This is a genomic window from Rhodopseudomonas sp. NSM (assembly GCF_052445935.1).
Taxonomy (GTDB): Bacteria; Pseudomonadota; Alphaproteobacteria; order Rhizobiales; family Xanthobacteraceae; genus Rhodopseudomonas.
Window position 1 is genome coordinate 862,276 of record NZ_JBQTCH010000001.1, and the last position, 20,792, is coordinate 883,067.

At 66.1% G+C, this 20,792-nt stretch carries 20 protein-coding genes; 12 read left to right on the forward strand and 8 right to left on the reverse strand.

Features of this window, described 5'->3' with window-relative positions; translation table 11 throughout:
- Positions 1-102 precede the first annotated feature (102 nt).
- Positions 103-798: a ribonuclease T2 family protein gene (locus tag ACTZWT_RS03945; RefSeq protein WP_444768389.1), complete on the reverse strand. Its 696-nt coding sequence runs from the start codon at positions 796-798 to the stop codon at positions 103-105.
- A 133-nt stretch (positions 799-931) separates the two neighbouring features.
- Complete coding sequence (locus tag ACTZWT_RS03950) at positions 932-1,393, reverse strand: hypothetical protein (protein ID WP_444768390.1); 462 nt, start codon at positions 1,391-1,393, stop codon at positions 932-934.
- A 165-nt stretch (positions 1,394-1,558) separates the two neighbouring features.
- Here ACTZWT_RS03950 and ACTZWT_RS03955 point away from each other — a divergent pair, with 165 nt between their 5' ends.
- From ACTZWT_RS03955 to ACTZWT_RS03970, 4 genes are all read left to right on the forward strand, one after another.
- Entirely contained in the window at positions 1,559-1,849 is a 291-nt protein-coding gene (locus ACTZWT_RS03955) for a hypothetical protein (protein ID WP_444768391.1), read from the forward strand.
- A gap of 13 nt (positions 1,850-1,862) precedes the next feature.
- Positions 1,863-2,399: a DUF3617 domain-containing protein gene (locus ACTZWT_RS03960; RefSeq protein WP_444768392.1), complete on the forward strand. Its 537-nt coding sequence runs from the start codon at positions 1,863-1,865 to the stop codon at positions 2,397-2,399.
- Between the two features lie 185 nt (positions 2,400-2,584).
- Positions 2,585-2,947 (forward strand): hypothetical protein, encoded by a 363-nt coding sequence (locus tag ACTZWT_RS03965; protein ID WP_444768473.1) that lies wholly within the window; start codon positions 2,585-2,587, stop codon positions 2,945-2,947.
- A 128-nt stretch (positions 2,948-3,075) separates the two neighbouring features.
- The gene (locus ACTZWT_RS03970) at positions 3,076-5,436 is read left to right on the forward strand and encodes a TonB-dependent receptor domain-containing protein (protein ID WP_444768393.1); all 2,361 of its coding nucleotides are present in this window, start codon (positions 3,076-3,078) and stop codon (positions 5,434-5,436) included.
- 133 nt (positions 5,437-5,569) lie between these two features.
- Here ACTZWT_RS03970 and ACTZWT_RS03975 read toward each other — a convergent pair whose 3' ends face one another.
- From ACTZWT_RS03975 to ACTZWT_RS03985, 3 genes are all read right to left on the reverse strand, one after another.
- Positions 5,570-6,091 carry a GNAT family N-acetyltransferase gene (locus tag ACTZWT_RS03975; protein WP_444768394.1) on the reverse strand — a complete coding sequence of 174 codons (522 nt, stop codon included), beginning with the start codon at positions 6,089-6,091 and terminating at the stop codon, positions 5,570-5,572.
- A gap of 65 nt (positions 6,092-6,156) precedes the next feature.
- A complete protein-coding gene (locus tag ACTZWT_RS03980) occupies positions 6,157-7,869 on the reverse strand; it encodes a mechanosensitive ion channel family protein (RefSeq protein WP_444768395.1) in 1,713 nt (570 codons plus the stop codon).
- Positions 7,870-7,957: 88 nt separating this feature from the next.
- The gene (locus ACTZWT_RS03985; RefSeq protein WP_444768474.1) at positions 7,958-8,446 is read right to left on the reverse strand and encodes an NUDIX domain-containing protein; all 489 of its coding nucleotides are present in this window, start codon (positions 8,444-8,446) and stop codon (positions 7,958-7,960) included.
- Positions 8,447-8,576: 130 nt separating this feature from the next.
- On the opposite strand from ACTZWT_RS03985, the gene ACTZWT_RS03990 reads away from it, so the two are divergent.
- A complete protein-coding gene (locus ACTZWT_RS03990; RefSeq protein ID WP_444768396.1) occupies positions 8,577-9,455 on the forward strand; it encodes a metallophosphoesterase family protein in 879 nt (292 codons plus the stop codon).
- 71 nt (positions 9,456-9,526) lie between these two features.
- On the opposite strand, the gene ACTZWT_RS03995 is transcribed toward ACTZWT_RS03990, so the two are convergent.
- The 3 genes from ACTZWT_RS03995 to ACTZWT_RS04005 all read right to left on the reverse strand — a co-directional run bounded on the left by ACTZWT_RS03995 (position 9,527) and on the right by ACTZWT_RS04005 (position 12,189).
- Positions 9,527-10,096: a hypothetical protein gene (locus tag ACTZWT_RS03995; RefSeq protein WP_444768397.1), complete on the reverse strand. Its 570-nt coding sequence runs from the start codon at positions 10,094-10,096 to the stop codon at positions 9,527-9,529.
- A gap of 222 nt (positions 10,097-10,318) precedes the next feature.
- The gene (locus tag ACTZWT_RS04000; RefSeq protein WP_011443074.1) at positions 10,319-10,528 is read right to left on the reverse strand and encodes a DUF4170 domain-containing protein; all 210 of its coding nucleotides are present in this window, start codon (positions 10,526-10,528) and stop codon (positions 10,319-10,321) included.
- Between the two features lie 23 nt (positions 10,529-10,551).
- The gene (locus ACTZWT_RS04005; protein WP_444768398.1) at positions 10,552-12,189 is read right to left on the reverse strand and encodes an isocitrate lyase; all 1,638 of its coding nucleotides are present in this window, start codon (positions 12,187-12,189) and stop codon (positions 10,552-10,554) included.
- A gap of 198 nt (positions 12,190-12,387) precedes the next feature.
- Here ACTZWT_RS04005 and ACTZWT_RS04010 point away from each other — a divergent pair, with 198 nt between their 5' ends.
- From ACTZWT_RS04010 to ACTZWT_RS04040, 7 genes are all read left to right on the forward strand, one after another.
- Complete coding sequence (locus ACTZWT_RS04010) at positions 12,388-13,833, forward strand: helix-turn-helix domain-containing protein (protein ID WP_444768399.1); 1,446 nt, start codon at positions 12,388-12,390, stop codon at positions 13,831-13,833.
- A gap of 286 nt (positions 13,834-14,119) precedes the next feature.
- A complete protein-coding gene (locus ACTZWT_RS04015) occupies positions 14,120-15,466 on the forward strand; it encodes a lytic murein transglycosylase (protein WP_444768475.1) in 1,347 nt (448 codons plus the stop codon).
- A 79-nt stretch (positions 15,467-15,545) separates the two neighbouring features.
- A complete protein-coding gene (locus tag ACTZWT_RS04020; RefSeq protein WP_444768400.1) occupies positions 15,546-16,748 on the forward strand; it encodes a substrate-binding domain-containing protein in 1,203 nt (400 codons plus the stop codon).
- A 138-nt stretch (positions 16,749-16,886) separates the two neighbouring features.
- Entirely contained in the window at positions 16,887-17,651 is a 765-nt protein-coding gene (locus ACTZWT_RS04025; RefSeq protein WP_444768401.1) for an ABC transporter ATP-binding protein, read from the forward strand.
- Positions 17,652-17,817: 166 nt separating this feature from the next.
- A complete protein-coding gene (locus tag ACTZWT_RS04030) occupies positions 17,818-18,540 on the forward strand; it encodes an ABC transporter ATP-binding protein (RefSeq protein WP_444768402.1) in 723 nt (240 codons plus the stop codon).
- Positions 18,541-18,670: 130 nt separating this feature from the next.
- The gene (locus tag ACTZWT_RS04035) at positions 18,671-19,684 is read left to right on the forward strand and encodes a branched-chain amino acid ABC transporter permease (protein ID WP_444768403.1); all 1,014 of its coding nucleotides are present in this window, start codon (positions 18,671-18,673) and stop codon (positions 19,682-19,684) included.
- Positions 19,681-20,748, forward strand: coding sequence for a branched-chain amino acid ABC transporter permease (locus ACTZWT_RS04040; RefSeq protein ID WP_444768404.1), 1,068 nt, complete (start codon positions 19,681-19,683; stop codon positions 20,746-20,748). The genes ACTZWT_RS04035 and ACTZWT_RS04040 overlap by 4 nt, the downstream gene beginning before the upstream one ends.
- Positions 20,749-20,792: the final 44 nt, after the last annotated feature.

The following is a 20,792-nucleotide window of genomic DNA, read 5'->3' on the forward strand; positions in this document are numbered from 1 at the left end:
GTCAAGACGCGCGACCCCGGCGGCGCCGTCTGGGCGGGGCGTGCCCGGTTCCGGCCTGACCGAAGCCGCCTTGCCCGCTCGTCCCGCGGCGTGCGCGGCTCGTCAGCCGCCGCGGACCGGCGGCACTGCCAGCCGGTCGCGGCGGCAGGCGCGGCGGTCGATCTCCTCGCAGGCGCGGAACTGCAGATCCTTGCTCATGCAGATCCGCACTTCGGTGAGACGGCTGCGGTCGCAGATCACGGCGATCGCCGCGTTGCTGAGACCCGGATTGACCTTGATGAAGGCGTCCTCGACCTCGGCCGGCGTCACCGCCCGGGCTTCCTTGGCGTCGATGAAGTCCGGCGGGACGCGAACCGCGGCGCGCGCCTTGCGGATCTCCTCGAAATACGCGCTTGCGGAGGTCCCGGTGCAGGTGCCGTGCTTGTCCCACTGGTTGTAGATCAGGCCCGGCGCCGGCATCAAATCGAGCATCGCATTCACGATGCGGCGGTCGAGCCGCGGCGACGGACGCTGGCAATATTCCGGGAAGCCGCGCTCGTATTGCGGCCAAAGCCCGTGCACCACGAAGGAGAACGGGCGTCCCCCGCACTGGATCTGCTGCGAGCGCCCGGTATTGCCGCGCTCGGAGGCCTGCTCGCAATAGGACGGCGACCACGACAGCGCCAGCACATAGAAATCGAACTCGCCGGGCGCGTTCTGGCGCCGGTCCTGGGCCGGCGAGGCGGTGGCAACCAGCGCTGCCACGCAGGCGGCCAAGGCGGCGATCAACGACCGCCGGCGAACGACGAAATCACGCATGATGAAGGCCCCGCTGCCACGAACCGGCAAAGCCTAGCGAGCGATCAGGAACGTTTCAAGAACGCAAAAAGTGGAAGACAGCAATAGTGGAAGACAGGCAAGAGCGACGGCACTTTGCGCCGTCCCCGCTTGCTCAGGGCCTGGCGGCCTTGCAGGCAGGATTGAACGCCCAGTTGCGATCGACGCCGACGACGCAGAACTCGACGCCGTGGCCGAAGCCGGCGAGACCGCCGTCCTCGATGATCGAGAAATACACCGGGCGGACGAGGCCGTCGTTCAGATACGCGTCCGCCGCACAATAGCGACGCGGAATATTGTCGCTCTGCCAGGGACGAAACGCGACCTCGCGGAGCTTCGAATAGCCGGTGATCCGCAGCGCCGAATTCCAGAAGTTACCCTCCTTCTCGGCGAACTGATAGGTCACCGAGGGCAGCCCCGACTCGCAGGCCGGCAGATTGCCGTCATAGCGCGGGCCGGACAGCCAGAAATTCATCTCCAGCGGATTCGCCGCCTGCGCCGCCGGCGCGAGCGCGAACAATCCGAGCAGCGCCGCGAGAGCAGCCATCTGAAATTTCGAGGTCGGAACAAGGCGCATGGACGATTCACCGGATTTTTCTGGCGCGGACGGTGCCGCGAAGCCATCCCGAGGTCAAGTGCAGCGCAGCCACACCTGCGCACATCCCTGCGCCGGACGGCCTGCGCGTTCTTTCCATCGCCATCGCGACGATCTAGACTCACCGGAGCCAAGAAGGAGATTCCAATGCGCATGCTGAAGGCCGCGGGCCTTGCCGTTCTCTGTGCGATGCTGTCCGGCACCGCCTCCCGCGCCGACACCGTGCCGGTGGTCAAGGGAAACGATACCGGCGGGATCATCTCCTACAATCTGGTCGGCCATGCCGACATCCGCGCGATCGCGATCGACCATTGCGCGCGCTACGGCAAGGTCGTGAAGCTGCTCGGCGTGCAGGCGAATTACGGCGGCTACATCTCGTTCTCGTGCCGCTGGGTGCCGTATGGCGCGGACGAGCGGCCGCTGCGCGTCGCCTACTGAGCGGACAGGCTCCATGAATCGGGCAGGTACATTCGGGCTCTGCGCGCTGCCGCTGCTGATCGCTTCGACGACGGCCGCGCTGGCGATCGACCTGCCGACCCGCAAAGCGGGGCTATGGGAGCTGAAGATGGCGCGGGCCGGCGCTGCGGGCGAGGAGATCGCCATGCAGCACTGCACCGACGAGGCCACCGACAAGAAGATGACCTCGTCGTTCCAGCCGATGTCCAACGAGGTCTGCTCCAAGCAGGACACGCAGAAGACCGCCACCGGCTACGTCATCGACGCGGTGTGCAGCACCGCCGGCATGACGGCGACGTCGCGGTCGGAGATCACCGGCGATTTCAACTCGGCCTACTCGGTCAGGGTGACCTCGCATCACGAGAATCCGCTGCCGGGCGTGCCCAAGGACGCGACCATGACGCTCGATGCGAAATGGCTCGGCCCCTGCAAGAGCGGCCAGAGGCCCGGCGACATCGTGATGCCCGGCGGCATCAAGATGAACATCGCCGACATCGAGAAGCTCAAGGCGCTGATGCCGAAGCCGAAGTAGCGGCCGGCTCGGCCATTGGCCGAGGAAATGCCGCCTGGCTGATGGGGCCGAGCGACGCTGGCGCAAATACAACACCCGGCGACCATCGTCGCGGCCTCCGTTGACAGCCATCGATCTTGCCGCGATGTTATATTGTAACGTCGATTGGCAGGGCATGCCGTGCGACGTTCGGGGCTTGGGTGGGCATGGGCTGGGTGCGGGCATATATCCGATCGGGAGCACGGCTGGCGCTGATCGCGCTCGCGCTCCAGTTTGCCCTGTCGTTCGGACACTTCCACGGCATCGACTTCCCCGCGCCAGCGATCGCCCAGGCGGCCTCGGCCATTGGCCCGGACTCGCCGGATAGCGATCACCATCACAATGCCGCGGCCGACCTGTGCGCGATCTGCGCCATCGTCTCGATGGCAAGCACGATGCTCGACGCCGCGCCGCCGGCACTGCCTCTGCGACTGGCGGATCCGCTGCACTATCGCATCGCCGCGGTGACGGCCGCTGACCCGACCCAGCAGCCCGGCGGTTTCCAGCCCCGCGCGCCTCCCGCTTCCTGACTGCATCCGATCGAGCCACGCGCGGCACTGCCCCGGCAGTACGCGGAGCCCATTCGTATTCAATCTGCCTCGCGCAGAGTCCGGAATCCGGCGCTGAAGCGCCGACCCGGTCAGTCAGGACTCAGACCATGTCATTCGCCTTCAAACGCGCGCTCCTGCTCGGCAGCGCAGCCTTCGTCGCCTTCGACGGCCTGCCGGCATCGCAGGCCTTCGCGCAGACCGCCACCGCGCTGCCGGAAGTCGTCGTCACGGCGCCGAGCCCGATCGTGCGCCGCCACAGCGCGCCGCCGACCCGGACCGCGACCCGCGTGGCCGCCCCCGCGCAGCAACGCGGAGCCGCTCCGGCCGAGGCGTCGCCCGTCGTCGCCCAGCCCGCGGCAGCGCTGCCCGGCACGCTGCCGATCGTCACCGACCAGTTCGCCACCGTCACGGTCGTTCCGAACGAGGAAATCCGGCGCAATGGCGGCGGCACGCTCGGCGACCTGCTGAACAACAAGCCGGGCATCACCGGCTCGAGCTACGCGCCGGGCGCCGCCAGCCGGCCGATCATTCGCGGCCTCGACGTCAATCGCGTCAACATCATCGAGAACGGCATCGGCAGCAACGGCGCGTCGGATCTCGGCGAAGACCACTTCGTGCCGATCGACCCGCTCGCCACCAACCAGATCGAGGTGATCCGCGGCCCAGCGACGCTGCGCTACGGCTCCACCGCGATCGGCGGCGTGGTCAGCGCCACCAACAACCGCATCCCCGACGCGGTGCCGCCCTGCGCCGCGCCGTTCCAGAGCTATGGCCTGCCGGTGAAGGCGCCGGCGGCGATCGGCGGCTCGCCGGGCTGCATGAATGCCGAGGTCCGCAGCGCCGTCAGCTCGGTCGACAACGGCGTCGAGGGCGCGGTGCTGCTGGATGCGGCCGGCAACAACGTCGCCGTCCATGCCGACGTCTACGGCCGCAACGCCAGCGACTACAACGTCCCGAGCTATCCCTATGCGGCGCCGGGCCTGCCGTTCAACGGACGCCAGCCGAACTCGGCGGCGCAGGCGGCCGGGGCCTCGATCGGCGGCTCCTATCTGTTCGACGGCGGCTTCATCGGCGCGTCGATCACCCAGACCAATTCGCTGTATCACATCCCCGGCGTCGAGGGCGCCGAGTTCGGTACGCGGATCGATGCCAAGCAGACCAAATTCAACGCCAAGGGCGAGTACCGGCCCGATGCGGCCGCGATCGAGGCGATCCGGTTCTGGGTCGGCGCCACCGACTACAAGCACAACGAGATCGGCCTTGCCGACGCAGCCGACCCGACCAGCGGCGGCGTGCGCCAGACGTTCACCAACCGCGAGCAGGAAGGCCGCCTCGAGGTTCAGCTGACGCCGTTCAACGCCGGCTTCGCGGCGGTGACGACGGCGCTCGGCGTGCAGGCCGGCCATCAGGAACTGACCGCGCCCAGCCCCGACGATCCGGCCAGCCCGTTGAACGGCCTGTTCGATCCCAACAAGAACAGCCGGGTCGCCGGCTACATCTTCAACGAGCTGCAATTCACCAACACCACCAAGGCGCAGGTGGCCGGACGTATCGAACACGTCAACCTGTCGGGAACGACGCCCTCTTCGGTGCCGGAGATCTTCGATCTCAACACCGATCCCAGCGCGATCGGCGCGGCCACCTCGAACAAGCTGTCGTTCACGCCGAAGAGCTTCAGCCTCGGCCTGATCCAGGCGCTGCCGTGGGGCCTGTCGGCCAGCATCACCGGGCAATATGTCGAACGTGCACCGAAGCCGGCCGAATTGTTCTCGCGCGGCGGCCACGACGCCACCGCGACCTTCGACATCGGCAACCCCAACCTCAAGATCGAGACCGCGAAATCGGTCGAGGTCGGCCTGCGCCGCGCCGACGGGCCGTTCCGGTTCGAGATCACCGCCTACTACACGCAGTTCAGCGGATTCATCTATCGGCGGCTGACCGGCAACACCTGCGAGGACGGCGCGTGTATCGCCGGCACTGGCCTCGAGCTGAATCAGGCGATCTATTCGCAGCGTGACGCGACCTTCAAGGGCGGCGAATTCCAGAGCCAGCTCGACGTCGCGCAGTTCTATGGCGGCACCTGGGGCATCGAGAACCAGTTCGACGTGGTGCGCGCCACCTTCGCCGACGGCACCAACGTGCCGCGGATCCCGCCGGTGCGGCTCGGCGGCGGATTGTTCTGGCGCGACGCCAATTGGTTGGCCCGCATCAACCTGCTGCACGCCTTCGCCCAGAACGATGTCGCCGAGATCGCCGAGACGACGACGCCCGGCTACAATCTGCTGAAGGCCGAAGTCAGCTACCGGACCAGGCTCAATCCCAATGTCTGGGGGGCGCAGGAAATGCTGATCGGCCTGGTCGGCAACAACCTGCTCAACGAGAACATCCGCAACTCGGTGTCCTACAGCAAGGACAATGTGCTGATGCCCGGCCTCGGCGTGCGGGCGTTCGCGAACCTGAAGTTCTGATCCTCTGCAGTCATTCCGGGGCGCGAGCGAAGCTCGCGAACCCGGAATCCAGAGATTGTTGCAACACCCCCATCATCACATCGAGATTCCGGGTTCGTCGCTACGCGACGCCCCGGAATGACTCGCGGTGGGGTTACGGAGCCGTCCGCGCCCGGCTCCAGTCCGGGCGGATCGGGCCGCCGACGCCGTCGAACGCGCCATCGGCGAGTTCGATCACCAGCAGCCGGTTGGCATCGACCGGACCGGGCATCGTCACCCGGCCTTTCGGAATCCTCTTGAAGCCGACGCGGCTGTAATACGGCTCGTCACCGACCAGCAGAATCAGCTTGTGGCCTTGCTCTTTGGCGTCCGCCAGCGCGCGGTCGAGCAGCGCACGGCCGACGCCGCGCGCGCGGAACGGCGGCTCCACCGTCAGCGGGCCGAGCAGCAGCGCGGGCGTGTCGCCGATCAGGATCGGCAATTGCCGCACCGAGCCGACCAGCAGCGTGCCGATCCGCGCGGTGAACGACAGCGCGTTGATGTGGTCGACGTGCTCGCGCAGCCGATAGGCGCTGAGCACGAAACGGCCGGGACCGAAGGTCCGCTCGTGCAGCCGCTCGACCGGCTGGGCGTCGTTCGGGGTCTCGGGCAGGATGGTGAGGGACAGATCGGTCATGGCGGACGCCGCAATAGCACCACAGCCGGGCGGGGTCCACCGCCCGGCTATGGCCGAAAAGCGCCTCAGGCGCGGATCGCTGAGCCCGCGCGACGATTCGGGGAATCGCTTTCACTGTCAGGATGCTCGGCAGGAGCGAGTTGCGGCGAGCGGTTCGCCGACGACGGCGCCTTGTCGCGCGCGAAATAGACCGTCTGCGACGGAAAGGCGAAGCCGGTCCCGGAAGCCTCGACGATCTCCATCAGCCGCAGCGTCAGTTCTTCCTGAACCTCCAGAAATTCATCCATGCTCACGGCGTGAATATACGCGAAGATCTCGACCGGCAGCGAGCTCGGGCCGAACCCGAGCAGCCGGACCCGGGCCGGGTCGTTGTCGACTTTCGGATGCTCCAGCAGCATCTCGCGCATCGTCGTGATCAGATTGCGCATCTGGTCCGGCGTGGTCTCGTAACGAAGGTCCAGCGTCGGGTGATACCAGAACTTGTCGCGGCGGCTGTAATTCTCGATCTGCACTGCAGCCAGCGCGCCGTTCGGCACGGTGACGAGGGTGCGGTCGAGGGTGCGGATCCGGGTCGATCGCATGCCGATGTCCTCGATCGTGCCCATCGTCTCGCCGAACTTGCAGAAATCGCCCACCCGCATCGGCTGATCGGTCACCAGCGTCAGGCTGCCGACCAGATGCTCGATGGTTTTCTGCGCGCCGAGAGCGATCGCGATACCGCCGATGCCCAGAGCTGCGAGGCCCGCCGTGACGTTGTAGCCCAGCGCATTGAGCCCAGCGATCAGCGCGAACGCGATCAGCACGAATTTGACGCTGCGCCGAATGAACGTCACCGCCGACAGCATCGACAGCCGTCCGCGCAGCGTCATCCGGGCAATCGCATATTCGGCCAGCGCATCGACCACGCGCCAGACGATCCAGGACAGCGCGATCCAGCCGAGCAGCTCGGTGGCGCCGGACATGTGCTGGCGCGCGACGATCGCGACGCCGGTCAGGACCAGCGCGATCCGCAGCAACATCGCGGTGAGGAACAGCCGGATCGGCAGGGCCGAGGCGCCGAGCACGCGGCTGATGCGGGACTCTGAACCGCGAAAGCGGAATACCACCCAGAGGATCGCGGCCGTGATCGCCCAGACGACCGAGAAAGTCAGCACCGCGAGCACGATGACGGCAAGCCAATGCCCGACCGGCACGCCGGCGATCCGGTATTCGTCGCGGAGCGCATAGGGCAAAATCTTGTCGACCAGACTCGACGTCACCGTGCGCGACAGCGCTGGCAGGTCGCTGACAGTCTTCGCCGACACCAGCCAGATCTTGACGCCGTCCTTGCCATCGACCCGCTGCGCAATCAGATCGACGGGGCCGTTCTCGGTGCGCACGGCCCCGAACCTGTCCTGGTCCGGCGCCAGCCCGTCGTCCTGGTCGCCGGCGGCATCCGCACTCAACCTCAACCGCGAGAAGACGTAGCCGCCCTGGTCGAGGATGCGCTGGAGCTGCTGCGCGACGCTCGGCCCCCAGGCGCCCTTCTCCTGGCTGAGATCGAGATATTGCGCAGCCTTGTCGTAATTCTGCTCGGCGGCGGCATCGATGAACCCGGAGACCATTCCGGCCGGCGTGTCGCGGCCGAGCGGATCTGCGGGCTTCTCCTCCACTTTCGCGGCCGGAGCGCCGTTCCCGTTGCCGTTCGGCACTGGAACCTGAGCGAACGCGGCATTCGCCGCCAACACTGCCCATACAATCAGCAGCGATCGAGCGATCGCCTTCGCAAATGCCGTCAAGACCAGTCCTTTCGAGATTTTCGCCGGGTTTGACCAGAGAAATGAGCCATTGATGTGATCGCGAGCAGTTTCGGCGCGGTTCAGCGCATTATCGCCAGGTGGTCCGCCGCGGCTCCCGCCCGAGCACTTCGGCGATCCGCAATCGGGTCCCTGATGTCGTGTCTCCGGGCAGGTCGGCGATATCGAAGAAGCCGGAGGCGACGATCTCACGATTGGGCTCGGGCGCGCGGTCCTGGCGGAACCGCCGCACCACATAGACGGCGACGTGATCCCGCGGCGAGACGTGGCTGTTGAAGAAAATGCCATGCAACTCCGGGTCGCCCGTCAGCTCGATCCGGCCTTCTTCCATCAGTTCGCGGCGGAGCGCATCGAGGAAGCTCTCACCGACCTCGACGCCACCGCCCGGCAGGTGCCAGCCGCTGACATAGCTGTGCTGGATCAGAAAGACGCGACCGTGCTCGTCCAGCACCACGCCGCGCGCGCCGAGCGTCATGCCGCGGGCGAACCGCCAGTACAGATGAAACACCCGCCGCAGCGCCGGCTCGAGCTTCGGTCTCAGACTCTGGAAGGCCGGCAATGGCGGATCATCCTCGCATCCGAGGCGCAGCGGAGACTTGCGCCGATCCACCGAGCTTGCCAAAACCGTGCTGATTTTGACAGGCGGGAATTCGCGACGCGCTCGCAGGCGGCCGGACCGGGAAAAGCCGATGACTTTCACTTTGGCGCATTTGTCCGACCCGCATCTGCCGCTGCCGCCGAAGCCGCGGTTCGCCGATCTCGCGAGCAAGCGCATGCTCGGCTATTTGAACTGGACCCGCAACCGGCACAGCATCCATCGCCGCGAGATACTCGACGCCCTGGTCGGCGACCTGCAGGCGCAGCAGCCCGACCACATCGCCGTCACCGGCGATCTGGTCAACATCGCGCTCCCCGCCGAGTTCGCCCCCGCGCGAGAATGGCTCGAAAGCGTCGGGCCGCCGGATCGCGTCAGCCTCGTGCCCGGTAATCACGACACCTATATCACCGCGACCGCCACCCATTTCGGCGAGAGCTTTACGGACTACGTCAGCGGCGACGACGGCGCGCCCGGCTATCCTTATCTGCGCCGCCGCGACCATGTCGCGCTGATCGGCGTATCGAGCGCGGTGCCGTCCGCACCATTCATGGCGACCGGACGGCTCGGCGAAGCGCAACGTTCGCGGCTCGAGGCGATGCTGCAAGGGCTGGCCTCCGAGCGGGCGTTTCGCGTGCTGCTGATTCACCACCCGCTGCGCTCGCGCTCCCGGTTCAAGCGGTTGACCGACGCCAGCGCGCTCATCGCCCTGCTGCAACGCCATCCGGTCGATCTGGTGCTGCATGGCCACGACCACGTCCACGCCACGATCCGGATCGACACGCCGACGGGCACGATCCCGGTCATCGGGGTGCCGTCGGCGTCGGCCTTCAACGATCACCATCGCCCGTCGGCCGCCTACAATCTGTTCGCGATCAGCGAGACCAATGACGGCTGGCGCTGCGAGCACCGCAGCCGCGGCTTTGCCGGCACCGAAACGGTGCAGGAGCTGCGCGACCCGGTGCTGTTGTAGCGGTCGACGCCTTGCCGTCATGGCGAGCCGAAGGCGAAGCAATTCAGAAGCGCAATGACGGAAACAGGCGGTCACACGTTCCGCAGCGCCGCGAACAAAGCGAGCGCGAACAGCGCCAGCGCGCCGGCGATGAAGCCGAGCACGAAGATCCCGAAGCCGCCGCGGCGCGGCTTGTCGACAGGTGCAGGCGTCGGCGTCGTGGTGGGCAATGGCGTCGCGGCCGTGAGCGCGTGTTCGCGCTCGATCAGCCGGCGGGCGACATAGTCGGTGATCGCGGCGACGATGACCGCGGCCTCGTGCGACTCGGCCAGCACGATGCGGCCGAAGCGGGTGTCCTGGACGAAGCGATAGACCCGCTTGTCGCGGCCCATCATCACATGGGCGACCACGTCGATCCACAGCCGCGGCGTGTCGCCCTGGCTGAGGCCGCGGTCGAACAGGTCGACGCCGTCGGGAATTTCCGCGAACAGCGGGTCGAGGGCGTCGTTGAGGATCTCCAGCCGGGCGATTTCGGCATCGCGCAGGTCGACCACCACGCCGGTGCGATCGGCGGCCTCGATCCGCGCCTGGCGCAGCGCATCGCGCAGCCGCATCGGCCGCGCCTGTTCCGTCCCTGCGGTTCTGTTCTGCGCGTCCGCCATCTGCACCCGGCTCGACTGTCCAAATTAACCTATCAGTAACCCTCGGCGGCGGAAAGGGCCTGATCCCTCAAGGATTTGCCTTGTCGGTGCAAGCGTGGCGCGCGTGCCGCAGCGACGACCGGCGCGCAGCCGCCAAAACGACGATGGCGGCCCCGCCGGGTTGCCCCGATGAGACCGCCAAAGTCCTTGGACGTCTTCTGATTGATCAGGCTCTGATTGTGATCAGGCCGTCGCGCGGTTGGGCTCTTCGACGATGGAGAACCGCACGCCTGCGCGATGCCGGTTTTCCTCGGAGACGACCTTCCAGGCCTCTTCGGCCTCCTTGCGCGTCTTGAACGGACCCTGAACCTGGGCCGAACCTTCAACGAGCTTGTGGAAGTTCATCGAACCGAACTCGCCGCCAATCACCCAGAAATTGCTGCCGTTCGACATCGTCGTCGCTCCTGTTGTTGTTGTTAGCCGAACTGGTTCATCGTGTTGTGGGCGCCGCCGGCCTTCAAAGCGGCCTCGCCGGCGAAGTATTCCTTGTGATCGTCGCCGATGTTCGAGCCGGCCATGTCCTGATGCTTGACGCAGGCGATCCCCTGACGGATTTCCTGGCGCTGCACGTTCTTGACATAGCCCAGCATGCCCTGCTCGCCAAAATATTCCTTGGCGAGATTGTCGGTCGACAACGCTGCCGTGTGATAGGTCGGCAATGTGATCAGATGATGGAAGATGCCGGCGCGCTTGGCCGAATCGGCCTGGAAGGTCCGGATCTTCTCGTCGGCTTCGAGCGCCAGCGGGGTATTGTCGTACTCCGCCTTCATCAGCTCGGCACGGTTGTACTGGCTGACGTCCTTGCCGGCCGCCTTCATCTCGTCATAGACCTGCCAACGGAAGTTGAGGGTCCAGTTGAACGAGGGCGAGTTGTTGTAGGCCAGCTTGGCGTTCGGGATCACTTCGCGGATGCGATCGACCATCGAGGCGATCTGCTCGATATTCGGCTTCTCGGTCTCGATCCACAGCAGGTCGGCGCCGTTCTGCAGCGAGGTGATGCAGTCGAGCACGCAGCGATCCGCGCCGGTGCCTTCGCGGAACTGGTACAGGTTGCTGGGCAGACGCTTCGGGCGCAGCAGCTTGCCTTCGCGGCTGATGATGACGTCGCCATTGCCGACCGAAGTCACGTCGACCTCTTCGCAATCCAGGAAGCTGTTGTACTGGTCGCCGATGTCGCCGGGCGCGTGGCTGACGGCGATCTGCTGGGTCAGGCCTGCGCCGAGCGAGTCGGTGCGGGTAACGATGATGCCGTCTTCGACGCCGAGTTCGAGGAAGGCGTGGCGGCAGGCGCGGATCTTCGCCAGGAAGACCTCGTGCGGCACCGTCACCTTGCCGTCCTGATGGCCGCACTGCTTTTCGTCGGACACCTGGTTCTCGATCTGCAGCGCGCAGGCGCCGGCCTCGATCATCTTCTTGGCGAGCAGATAGGTCGCCTCGGCATTACCGAAGCCGGCGTCGATGTCGGCGATCACCGGCACGACGTGGGTCTGGAAATTGTCGATCTTTTCGATCAGCGCGGTTTCCTTGGCCTTGTCGCCGGCCTTGCGGGCGGCGTCGAGGTCGCGGAAAATCGTGTTGAGCTCACGGGCGTCGGCCTGACGCAGGAAGGTGTAGAGTTCTTCGATCAGCGCCGGCACCGAGGTCTTCTCGTGCATCGACTGGTCGGGCAGCGGGCCGAACTCGGAGCGCAGCGCCGCGATCATCCAGCCGGACAGGTACAGATAGGTGCGGTCGGTGGTGTTGAAATGCTTCTTCACCGAGATCAGCTTCTGCTGCGCGATGAAGCCATGCCAGCAGCCGAGCGACTGGGTATATTTGGTGCTGTCGGCGTCATAGGCTGCCATGTCGGCGCGCATCAGCGCGGCGGTGTAGCGCGCGACGTCGAGGCCGGTCTTGAAGCGGTTCTGCAGGCGCATCCGGGCCACGGCTTCGGCCTTGACGCCATTCCAGGTGGGCTGGTCCTTGAGGAGCGCTTCGGCCGCCTCGATTTGGCTCTGATAGGAAGCCGGCTTCTGGATGGCCAGATCGCTGATGCCACGTGGCTGGAAATTCATGCTGTTGATCCCTTCGGTACGAATAATGCCGCAACACACCACATTCGTGACAGTGCGTTGCGAAACGTGCTGAGAGCTAAACGCTAGTCGAGGAAAAACGGCTAGCCCTCTTGCGACCGAATGGTGATGTCATGTAACTTTCCTACATGTCACAAATGTAATTTTGTAATTTTTGTCACAAAATCGCAGGGAGCGGAGATGGCGGGAGAATCCGGGAAAAAGCTGTTCGTCGGGCCCAGGTTCCGGCGAATCCGGCAGCAACTCGGCCTTTCGCAGACCCAGATTGCCGAAGGGCTCGGCATTTCGCCGAGCTACGTCAATCTGATCGAACGGAACCAGCGCCCCGTGACCGCCCAGATTCTGCTCAGGCTGGCGGAGACCTACGATCTCGATCTGCGTGACCTCGCGACCGCCGACGAGGACCGCTTCTTCGCCGAACTCAACGAGATCTTCTCCGACCCTTTGTTTCGCCAGATCGACCTGCCCAAGCAGGAACTGCGCGACCTCGCCGAACTGTGCCCGGGCGTCACCCATTCCCTGCAGCGATTGTATGCCGCCTACACCGAAGCGCGCCGCGGCGAGACACTGGTCGCGGCCCAGATGGCCGATCGCGACGAGGGCACCCGGTTCGAGGCCAACCCGATCGAGCGCGTCCGCGACCTGATCGAGGCCAACCGCAACTATTTCCCCGAGCTCGAGCAGGCCGCCGAGGCGGTGCGCGACGAACTCAATGTCGGCTCGCAGGAGGTCTATGGCGCGCTCGCTGACCGGCTACGCGAGCGGCATTCGATCACCACCCGGATCATGCCGGTCGACGTGATGCGCGAGACGCTGCGCCGGTTCGACCGCCATCGCCGGCAATTGCTGATCTCCGAGCTGGTCGACTCGCAGGGCCGCGCCTTTCAGGCCGCGTTCCAGACCGGCCTCACCGAATATGGCAGCGTGATCGACGGCATCGTCAACCGCGCCGGCGCGCTCGACGAGCCGGCCCGGCGACTCTACCGGATCACGCTCGGCAATTACTTCGCCGCCGCGCTGATGATGCCCTACGCCGCATTCCACGCCGCCGCCGAACAGCTCAGCTACGACGTCAACGTGCTGGCGCAGCGCTTCAATGCCGGCTTCGAACAGGTCTGCCACCGCCTCACCACGCTGCAGCGGCCGACCGCGCGCGGCGTGCCGTTTTTCCTGCTGCGGGTCGACAATGCCGGCAACGTCTCCAAGCGGTTCTCGTCCGGCACCTTCCCGTTCTCGAAATTCGGCGGTACCTGCCCGCTGTGGAACGTGCACTCGACCTTCGACACGCCCGACCGGCTGCTGAAGCAGGTGATCGAACTGCCGGACGGCAGCCGCTATTTCTCGATCGCCCAGATGGTGCGACGGCCGGTGGCGCCGCACCCGCAGCCGCAGCCGCGCTTCGCGATCGGGCTGGGCTGCGAAATCCGCCATGCGTCGAAGCTGACCTACGCCGCCGGCATGGATCTGGAGAAAGCCGAAGGCACCCCGATCGGCGTCAACTGCCGCCTGTGCGAACGCGAGAACTGCAGCCAGCGCGCCGAGCCGCCGATCACGCGGACGCTGATCCTGGACGAGAACACGCGACGGGCGTCGAGCTTTGCGTTCAGCAATGCAAGGGAGTTGTGAGGACAGCTCACCGAACGCGGCAAATCAGCGAACCTCGTAGTAACTTGCAGCGTCATTTCGAGCGAAGCGAAGCAATCCAGAAGCTCGATGCGCTGCGTCACTGGATTGCTTTGTCGCTTCGCTCCTCGCAATGACGGATGGAAACGTTCCGCCCCGGTGCCGCACCGAGGGACGCCGTCATTGCCGGACTTGACCCGGCAACCCATCCCAACAAGACTCGTCGTCTGATTTGATGGATCGCCGGGTCGAGCCCGGCGATGACGTTGATGAGGTGGCCATGCGGCGGATGAACTTGGTGCAACGACTGGCGAGCAACTGGCGCGGCGCCGTGTTGGCAGCACTGGCAACTGCCCTGTCCGCCTCCCCCGCTTTAGCCCAGCGCGGCGCCTCCTGCCATGGCGGGCAGAGCTTCGATCAGTTTCTCGCCGGGCTGAAGCAGCAGGCGGTCGCCGCCGGGGTGTCGCAGCGGGCGATCGCGCAGGCGTCGCCGTATCTCGTCTACGACCAGGGCATCGTCAATCGCGACCGCGGGCAGCGGGTGTTCGGGCAGATCTTCACGGTATTCGCCGGGCGGATGGCGTCGGAGGGCCGGCGCGTCAAGGGCCAGCAGATGATCAGGCAGCACGCGCAGGCGTTCGCGCGCGCCGAGAAGGAATACGGCGTGCCGCCGGCGGTGATCGCCGCGTTCTGGGCGCTGGAGAGCGATTTCGGCGCGGTGCAGGGCAATCTGTCGACGCTGCGCTCGCTGGTGTCGCTGGCCTATGACTGCCGCCGCTCCGAGATGTTTCAGCAGGAGACGATCGCGGCGCTGAAGATCGTCGATCGCGGCGATCTGGCGCCCGCCGAGATGATCGGCTCCTGGGCCGGCGAACTCGGCCAGACGCAGTTTCTGCCGCGGCACTATTACGACTACGCGGTCGACTATGACGGCGACGGCCACCACGACATGCTGCATAGCCCCGCCGACGTGATCGGCTCGACCGCGCATTACATCGCCACCGGGCTGAAATGGCGGCGCGGCGAGCCGTGGCTGCAGGAGGTGGCGGTGCCGGCCAATCTGCCGTGGGAGCAGGCCGATCTGCTGGTCAAGCACCCGCGCTCGCAATGGGCGCAATGGGGCGTGACCGCAGCCGACGGAAGACCGCTGCAGAATGATAACATGCCAGCCTCGCTGCTGCTGCCGATGGGCCGCCATGGCCCGGCGTTTCTGGCCTATGCGAATTTCGCCGCCTATACCGAGTGGAATAATTCGCTGATCTATTCCACCACCGCCGGCTATCTCGCCACAAGGATCGCCGGCGCGGGCCCGATGCGCAAGCCGACCGCGCAGGTGGCGCAACTGCAGCTCAACGAGATGAAGCAATTGCAGCAGTTGCTGGTGCGCGCCGGCTTCGACGTCGGCAAGATCGACGGCATACTCGGCCAGCAGACCCGCAGCGCTGTGAAGGCGATGCAGATCAAATACGGCCTGCCGGCGGATTCATGGCCCACTGCAGAATTGCTCACGAAGATGGGCGGCATGGTTGCGCCCGCGCCGTCGGCCTCGACCGAGCCGCCGTTCCGTCCGGCCGCGAAACCCGGCATCGCGCCGGCCGAACGGCGCCCCCGCAATCCACCGGCGCGGCAGCCATAGCGAAATTTCATCCGCGGCGACGTTCCAACTTTCCCCGACTTGCTCTAGGGTCCGGCGCAACAAAACCCGGAGGAAGAACGTGCGTCATCTTTCCATTGTTGCAGCCGCAGCCGTCGTTGCTGCCGCAGTCCCGGCGCTGACCGCGTCGGTCGCCGCCCGCGCCGACGATCTCAAGATCGCGCTGATCTACGGCAAGACCGGCCCGCTCGAAGCCTACGCCAAGCAGACCGAGACCGGCCTGCGGATGGGGCTCGAATACGCGACCAAGGGCACGATGACGCTCGACGGCCGCAAGATCGTGGTGATCACCAAGGATGATCAGAGCAAGCCGGACCTGTCCAAGGCCGCGCTGGCCGAAGCCTATCAGGACGACGGCGCCGACATCGCGATCGGCACCTCGTCGTCGGCCGCCGCACTGGCCGATCTGCCGGTCGCCGAAGAGAACAAGAAGATCCTGATCGTCGAACCCGCGGTCGCCGACCAGATCACCGGCGAGAAGTGGAATCGCTACATCTTCCGCACCGGGCGCAACTCGTCGCAGGATGCGATCTCCAACGCGGTCGCGATCGGCAAGCCGGGCGTCACCATCGCCACGCTGGCGCAGGACTACGCGTTCGGCCGCGACGGCGTCGCCGCCTTCAAGGAAGCGCTGGCGAAAACCGGCGCGACGCTCGCCGCCGAGGAATACGTGCCCACCACCACCACGGACTTCACCGCGGTCGGCCAGCGGCTGTTCGACACGCTCAAGGACAAGCCCGGCAAGAAGATTATCTGGGTGGTGTGGGCCGGCGGCGGCGATCCCTTGACCAAGCTGCAGGACATGGACCCGAAGCGCTACGGCATCGAGCTGTCGACCGGCGGCAACATCCTGCCCGCGCTCGCCGCCTACAAGCGCCTGCCCGGCATGGAAGGCGCGACCTATTACTACTACGACATCCCCAAGAACCCGATCAACGACTGGCTGGTGACCGAGCATCAGAAGCGCTTCAACGCGCCGCCGGACTTTTTCACCGCCGGCGGCTTCTCGGCGGCGATGGCGGTGGTCACCGCGGTGCAGAAGGCGAAGTCGACCGACACCGAGAAGCTGATCGCCGCGATGGAAGGCATGGAGTTCGACACGCCCAAGGGCAAGATGGTGTTCCGCAAGGACGACCACCAGGCGCTGCAGAGCATGTATCACTTCAAGGTCAAGGTCGATCCGGACCTCGCCTGGGCCGTGCTCGAGCCGGTGCGCGAACTGAAGATCGAGGACATGGCGGTTCCGATCAAGAACAAGCGGTGACAGCCACACAGGAGTCATTCCGGGGCGCGCGAAGCGCGAACCCGGAATCCCGAGATTGTCACATCGAGATTCCGGGTTCGCGAGCTGCGCTCGCGCCCCGGAATGACGAACTCTAACGTCGTGCTGGCTCGCTCCCCCATGACCACCCTCGAAACCCAGTCGCTCACCATTCGCTTCGGCGGCCATGTCGCCGTCGACGCGGTGAGTTGCGTGTTCCGGCCCGGGGAGCTGACCGCCATCGTCGGGCCGAACGGCGCCGGCAAGACCACCTATTTCAACCTGATCTCCGGGCAGTTGCGGCCGAGCGAAGGCCGCATCCTGTTCGACGGCGCGGACATCACCCGGATGACCGCGCCGCTGCGCACCCGCGCCGGGCTCGGCCGCGCGTTCCAGCTCACCAACCTGTTTCCCAATCTCAGCGTCGAGGAGAACGTGCGCCTCGCGGTGCAGGCGCGCAGCGGCACGCATTACGACATGCTGCGGCCGTGGCGCACCCGGCGCGATCTGATCGACCGCGCCGACGCCATCCTCGACAGCGTCGCGCTCGGCAGCCGCCGCAGCGTCGCCGCCACCGCGCTGTCGCACGGCGACCAGCGCAAGCTCGAAGTCGCGCTGATGATGGCGCTGGAGCCGAAGGTCTACATGTTCGACGAGCCGACCGCCGGCATGAGCGTCGACGAGGTGCCGGTGGTGCTCGATCTGATCGCGCGGCTGAAGACCGATCCCTCCAAGATCATCCTGCTGGTCGAACACAAGATGGACGTGGTGCGCTCGCTCGCCGACCGCATCATCGTGCTGCACAACGGCAAGCTGGTCGCCGACGGCAAGCCCGCCGAGGTGATCGCCTCGCCGATCGTGCAGGAAGCCTATCTCGGCATCGCGCCGGGCAAGAGCGCGGCGTGAGGATGATGTTGGCTTTGTCGATTGGCTCAGTGTTGGTGACGTCCTCCCCTCTCGCGCCAGCGCGCTCCCTCTCCCGCTTGCGGGAGAGGGTTGGGGTGAGGGCGACGCGGGCACAGTGCTTGGGGCACCCCCACCCCCGACCCCTCCCCGCAAGGGGGAGGGGAGAATGACCGATCTGCTCACTCTCTCCGGCGTGCACACCAATATCGGGCGCTATCACATCCTGCAGGGCGTCGATTGCGCCGTCCCCGAGGGCAGGACCACGATGCTGCTCGGCCGCAACGGCGCCGGCAAGACCACGACGCTGCGCACCATCATGGCACTGTGGCCGGCGTCGCAAGGACAGATCACTTTCGCCGGCCAGCGGATCGAGGCGATGGCGACGCCGGATATCGCCCGGCTCGGCATCGGCTACGTGCCCGAAAGCATGGCGGTGTTCTCCGATCTCACGGTGAAGGAAAACCTGATCCTCGCCGCGCGCGACGGCGATCTCGACGACAAGCGGCTCGACTGGGTCTTCGGCTTCTTCCCGGCGCTGCGGAAATTCTGGCTGTCGCGCGCGGGCTCCCTGTCCGGCGGGCAGAAGCAGATGCTGTCGATCGCCCGCGCGATCGTCGAGCCACGCAAGCTCTTGCTGATCGACGAGCCGACCAAGGGGCTGGCGCCGGCGATCATCGGATCGCTGATCGAGTGCTTCGCCGAGATCAAGCGCAGCGGCGTGACGATCCTTCTGGTGGAACAGAATTTTCATGTCGCGCAGCAGATCGGCGATACGGTGCTGGTGATGGACAACGGCACCATCGTGCATCGCGGCGCGATGGCCGATCTCGCCGCCGACATTCCGCTGCAGGAGCGCCTGCTCGGCCTCAGCCTGGAGGCGCATCAGTGATGCCGTCGACTCACCTCTCTCCGTCATTGCGAGCGAAGCGAAGCAATCCAGCGGCTCCGTGCACGGAGTTGGATTGCTTCGTCGCTTCGCTCCTCGCAATGACGGAAACGTCGACAACGGCGGTGTCAGCATGACCGACATCCCCTCCGTCTCCGACGCCCTGCCCAAGCCGAAGCGCGATCTCGCGCCGGTGTTGCTGCCGCTGATCCTGGCGTTGCTGATGCTGCCGCTGGTCGGCTCGTTCAGCTCGTGGGTGACGCTGACGGTCGCTTCGCTCGCGATGGGGATGATGATCTTCATCATGGCGTCCGGCCTGACGCTGGTGTTCGGGCTGATGGACGTGCTGAATTTCGGCCACGGCGCCTTCATCGCGGTGGGTGCCTATGTGGCGACGCTGGTGCTGCTGCCGCTCGCGGGAATGTCGAGTGCGGATTCGCTGCTGACCAATCTCGCCGTGCTGGTGCCGGCGGCGCTGGCCGCGATGGCGGTGTCCGGCGCGCTCGGCCTCGTCGTCGAGCGCGTGCTGATCCTGCCGGTCTACGGCCAGCACCTGAAGCAGATCCTGATGACCACCGGCGGACTGATCGTGGCCGAGCAGGCGCTTTATGCATTGTGGGGGCCGCAGATCATCCCGCTGCCGCTGCCGACCGCGCTGCGCGGCTCGTTCATCATCGGCGATATCGCGATCGCGAAATATCGCCTGCTGGTGCTGCTGGTCGGGATCGCGGTGTTCGTGGCGATTCAGCTGGTGCTGAACCGCACGAAAATTGGGCTCCTGATCCGCGCCGGCGTGGAAAACCGCGAGATGGTCGAGGCGCTCGGCTATCACATCAAGCGGCTGTTCCTCGGCGTGTTCATGGTCGGCTCGGCGCTGGCCGGGTTCGGCGGCATCATGTGGGCGCTGTATCGCGAGCAGGTCCACGCCTCGATGGGCAACGAGCTCACCGTGCTGATCTTCATCGTGGTGATCATCGGCGGTCTCGGCTCGGTCGGCGGTTGTTTCATCGGCGCGCTGCTGGTCGCGATGGTCGCCAATTACGGCGGCTTCCTGGTGCCGAAGCTGGCGCTGGTCTCCAACATCCTGCTGATGGTCGCGATCCTGATGTGGCGGCCGCGCGGGCTCTATGCGGTGACGAGCCGATGATGCTGCTCTCTGGCGATCCGCCGCGCAGCCGTGTGCTGGCGCTGATCCTGATCGCGATCGTGGTCTTGCTTGCGATCACGCCGTTCGTGTTTCCCGGCGCCAAGCCGCTCAACGTCGCCGCCAAGATCTGCATCTTCGCGGCCCTGGTGGCGTCCTACGATCTGCTGCTCGGCTACACCGGCACGGTGTCGTTCGCGCACACGATGTTCTACGGCATCGGCAGTTACGCGCTGGCGATCGCGCTGTACACGATGGGCCCGGGCTGGGGCGCGGTGGCGACCGGAATCGTCATCGGCCTGCCGCTGGCGGCGCTGCTGGCGCTCGGCATCGGGCTGTTCTCGCTGCGCGTCGAGGCGATCTTCTTCGCGATGATCACGCTGGCAGTCGCCTCCGCCTTTCTGGTGCTGGCGTCGCAATTGTCGTGGCTGACCGGCGGCGAGGACGGCCGCAGCTTCACCCTGCCGGAGTTGCTGCAGCCCGGCACGGTGTTCATCAAGGACCTGTTCGGCGTCCGGGTCAGCGGCCGCACCCTGACCTACTACATCATTCTCGTCGGCTGCGCGGCGATGATCCTGGGGCTGCTGCGGGTGGTGAACTCGCCGTTCGGCCGCGTGCTGCAGGCGGTCCGCGAGAACCGCTTCCGCGCCGAGGCGCTGGGCTACCGCACCGTCTTCCACCTGACTTACGCCAACGTGATCGCCGCGCTCGTCGCCGCCTGCGCCGGCATCCTCAACGCGATGTGGCTGCGCTATGCCGGACCGGACACCTCGCTCAGCTTCTCGATCATGCTCGACATCCTGCTGATGGTGGTGATCGGGGGCATGGGCACGATCTACGGCGCGATCATCGGCGCCACGATCTTCATCCTGGCGCAGAATTACCTGCAGGCGCTGATGGGCGCGGCCTCGACCGCCGCCGCCGACCTCGGTCTGCCGCTGCTGCCGGGACTGCTGCACCCGGACCGCTGGCTGCTGTGGCTCGGGCTTCTGTTCGTCGCCAGCGTGTATTTTTTCCCGACCGGCGTGGTCGGGAGATTGCGCGGGGCGCAGAAGCCAACGGGGTGAGCCGCGACGAAAGTCGCAGGCCGCCGCGCCCGCAGAACGGCTCG

What these genes read in the sequence shown, in the direction of transcription:
- ACTZWT_RS04040 (WP_444768404.1), top strand. Translation starts at nt 19,681, where the DNA reads ATGATGCTGCTCTCTGGCGATCCGCCGCGCAGCCGTGTGCTGGCGCTG.
- ACTZWT_RS03990 (WP_444768396.1), top strand. Translation starts at nt 8,577, where the DNA reads ATGACTTTCACTTTGGCGCATTTGTCCGACCCGCATCTGCCGCTGCCG.
- ACTZWT_RS03995 (WP_444768397.1), bottom strand. Translation starts at nt 10,096, where the DNA reads ATGGCGGACGCGCAGAACAGAACCGCAGGGACGGAACAGGCGCGGCCG.
- ACTZWT_RS03960 (WP_444768392.1), top strand. Translation starts at nt 1,863, where the DNA reads ATGAATCGGGCAGGTACATTCGGGCTCTGCGCGCTGCCGCTGCTGATC.
- ACTZWT_RS04025 (WP_444768401.1), top strand. Translation starts at nt 16,887, where the DNA reads ATGACCACCCTCGAAACCCAGTCGCTCACCATTCGCTTCGGCGGCCAT.
- ACTZWT_RS03965 (WP_444768473.1), top strand. Translation starts at nt 2,585, where the DNA reads ATGGGCTGGGTGCGGGCATATATCCGATCGGGAGCACGGCTGGCGCTG.
- ACTZWT_RS04030 (WP_444768402.1), top strand. Translation starts at nt 17,818, where the DNA reads ATGACCGATCTGCTCACTCTCTCCGGCGTGCACACCAATATCGGGCGC.
- ACTZWT_RS03975 (WP_444768394.1), bottom strand. Translation starts at nt 6,091, where the DNA reads ATGACCGATCTGTCCCTCACCATCCTGCCCGAGACCCCGAACGACGCC.
- ACTZWT_RS04000 (WP_011443074.1), bottom strand. Translation starts at nt 10,528, where the DNA reads ATGTCGAACGGCAGCAATTTCTGGGTGATTGGCGGCGAGTTCGGTTCG.
- ACTZWT_RS03970 (WP_444768393.1), top strand. Translation starts at nt 3,076, where the DNA reads ATGTCATTCGCCTTCAAACGCGCGCTCCTGCTCGGCAGCGCAGCCTTC.
- ACTZWT_RS04010 (WP_444768399.1), top strand. Translation starts at nt 12,388, where the DNA reads ATGGCGGGAGAATCCGGGAAAAAGCTGTTCGTCGGGCCCAGGTTCCGG.
- ACTZWT_RS03950 (WP_444768390.1), bottom strand. Translation starts at nt 1,393, where the DNA reads ATGCGCCTTGTTCCGACCTCGAAATTTCAGATGGCTGCTCTCGCGGCG.
- ACTZWT_RS04005 (WP_444768398.1), bottom strand. Translation starts at nt 12,189, where the DNA reads ATGAATTTCCAGCCACGTGGCATCAGCGATCTGGCCATCCAGAAGCCG.
- ACTZWT_RS04035 (WP_444768403.1), top strand. Translation starts at nt 18,671, where the DNA reads ATGACCGACATCCCCTCCGTCTCCGACGCCCTGCCCAAGCCGAAGCGC.
- ACTZWT_RS04015 (WP_444768475.1), top strand. Translation starts at nt 14,120, where the DNA reads ATGAACTTGGTGCAACGACTGGCGAGCAACTGGCGCGGCGCCGTGTTG.
- ACTZWT_RS03955 (WP_444768391.1), top strand. Translation starts at nt 1,559, where the DNA reads ATGCGCATGCTGAAGGCCGCGGGCCTTGCCGTTCTCTGTGCGATGCTG.
- ACTZWT_RS03945 (WP_444768389.1), bottom strand. Translation starts at nt 798, where the DNA reads ATGCGTGATTTCGTCGTTCGCCGGCGGTCGTTGATCGCCGCCTTGGCC.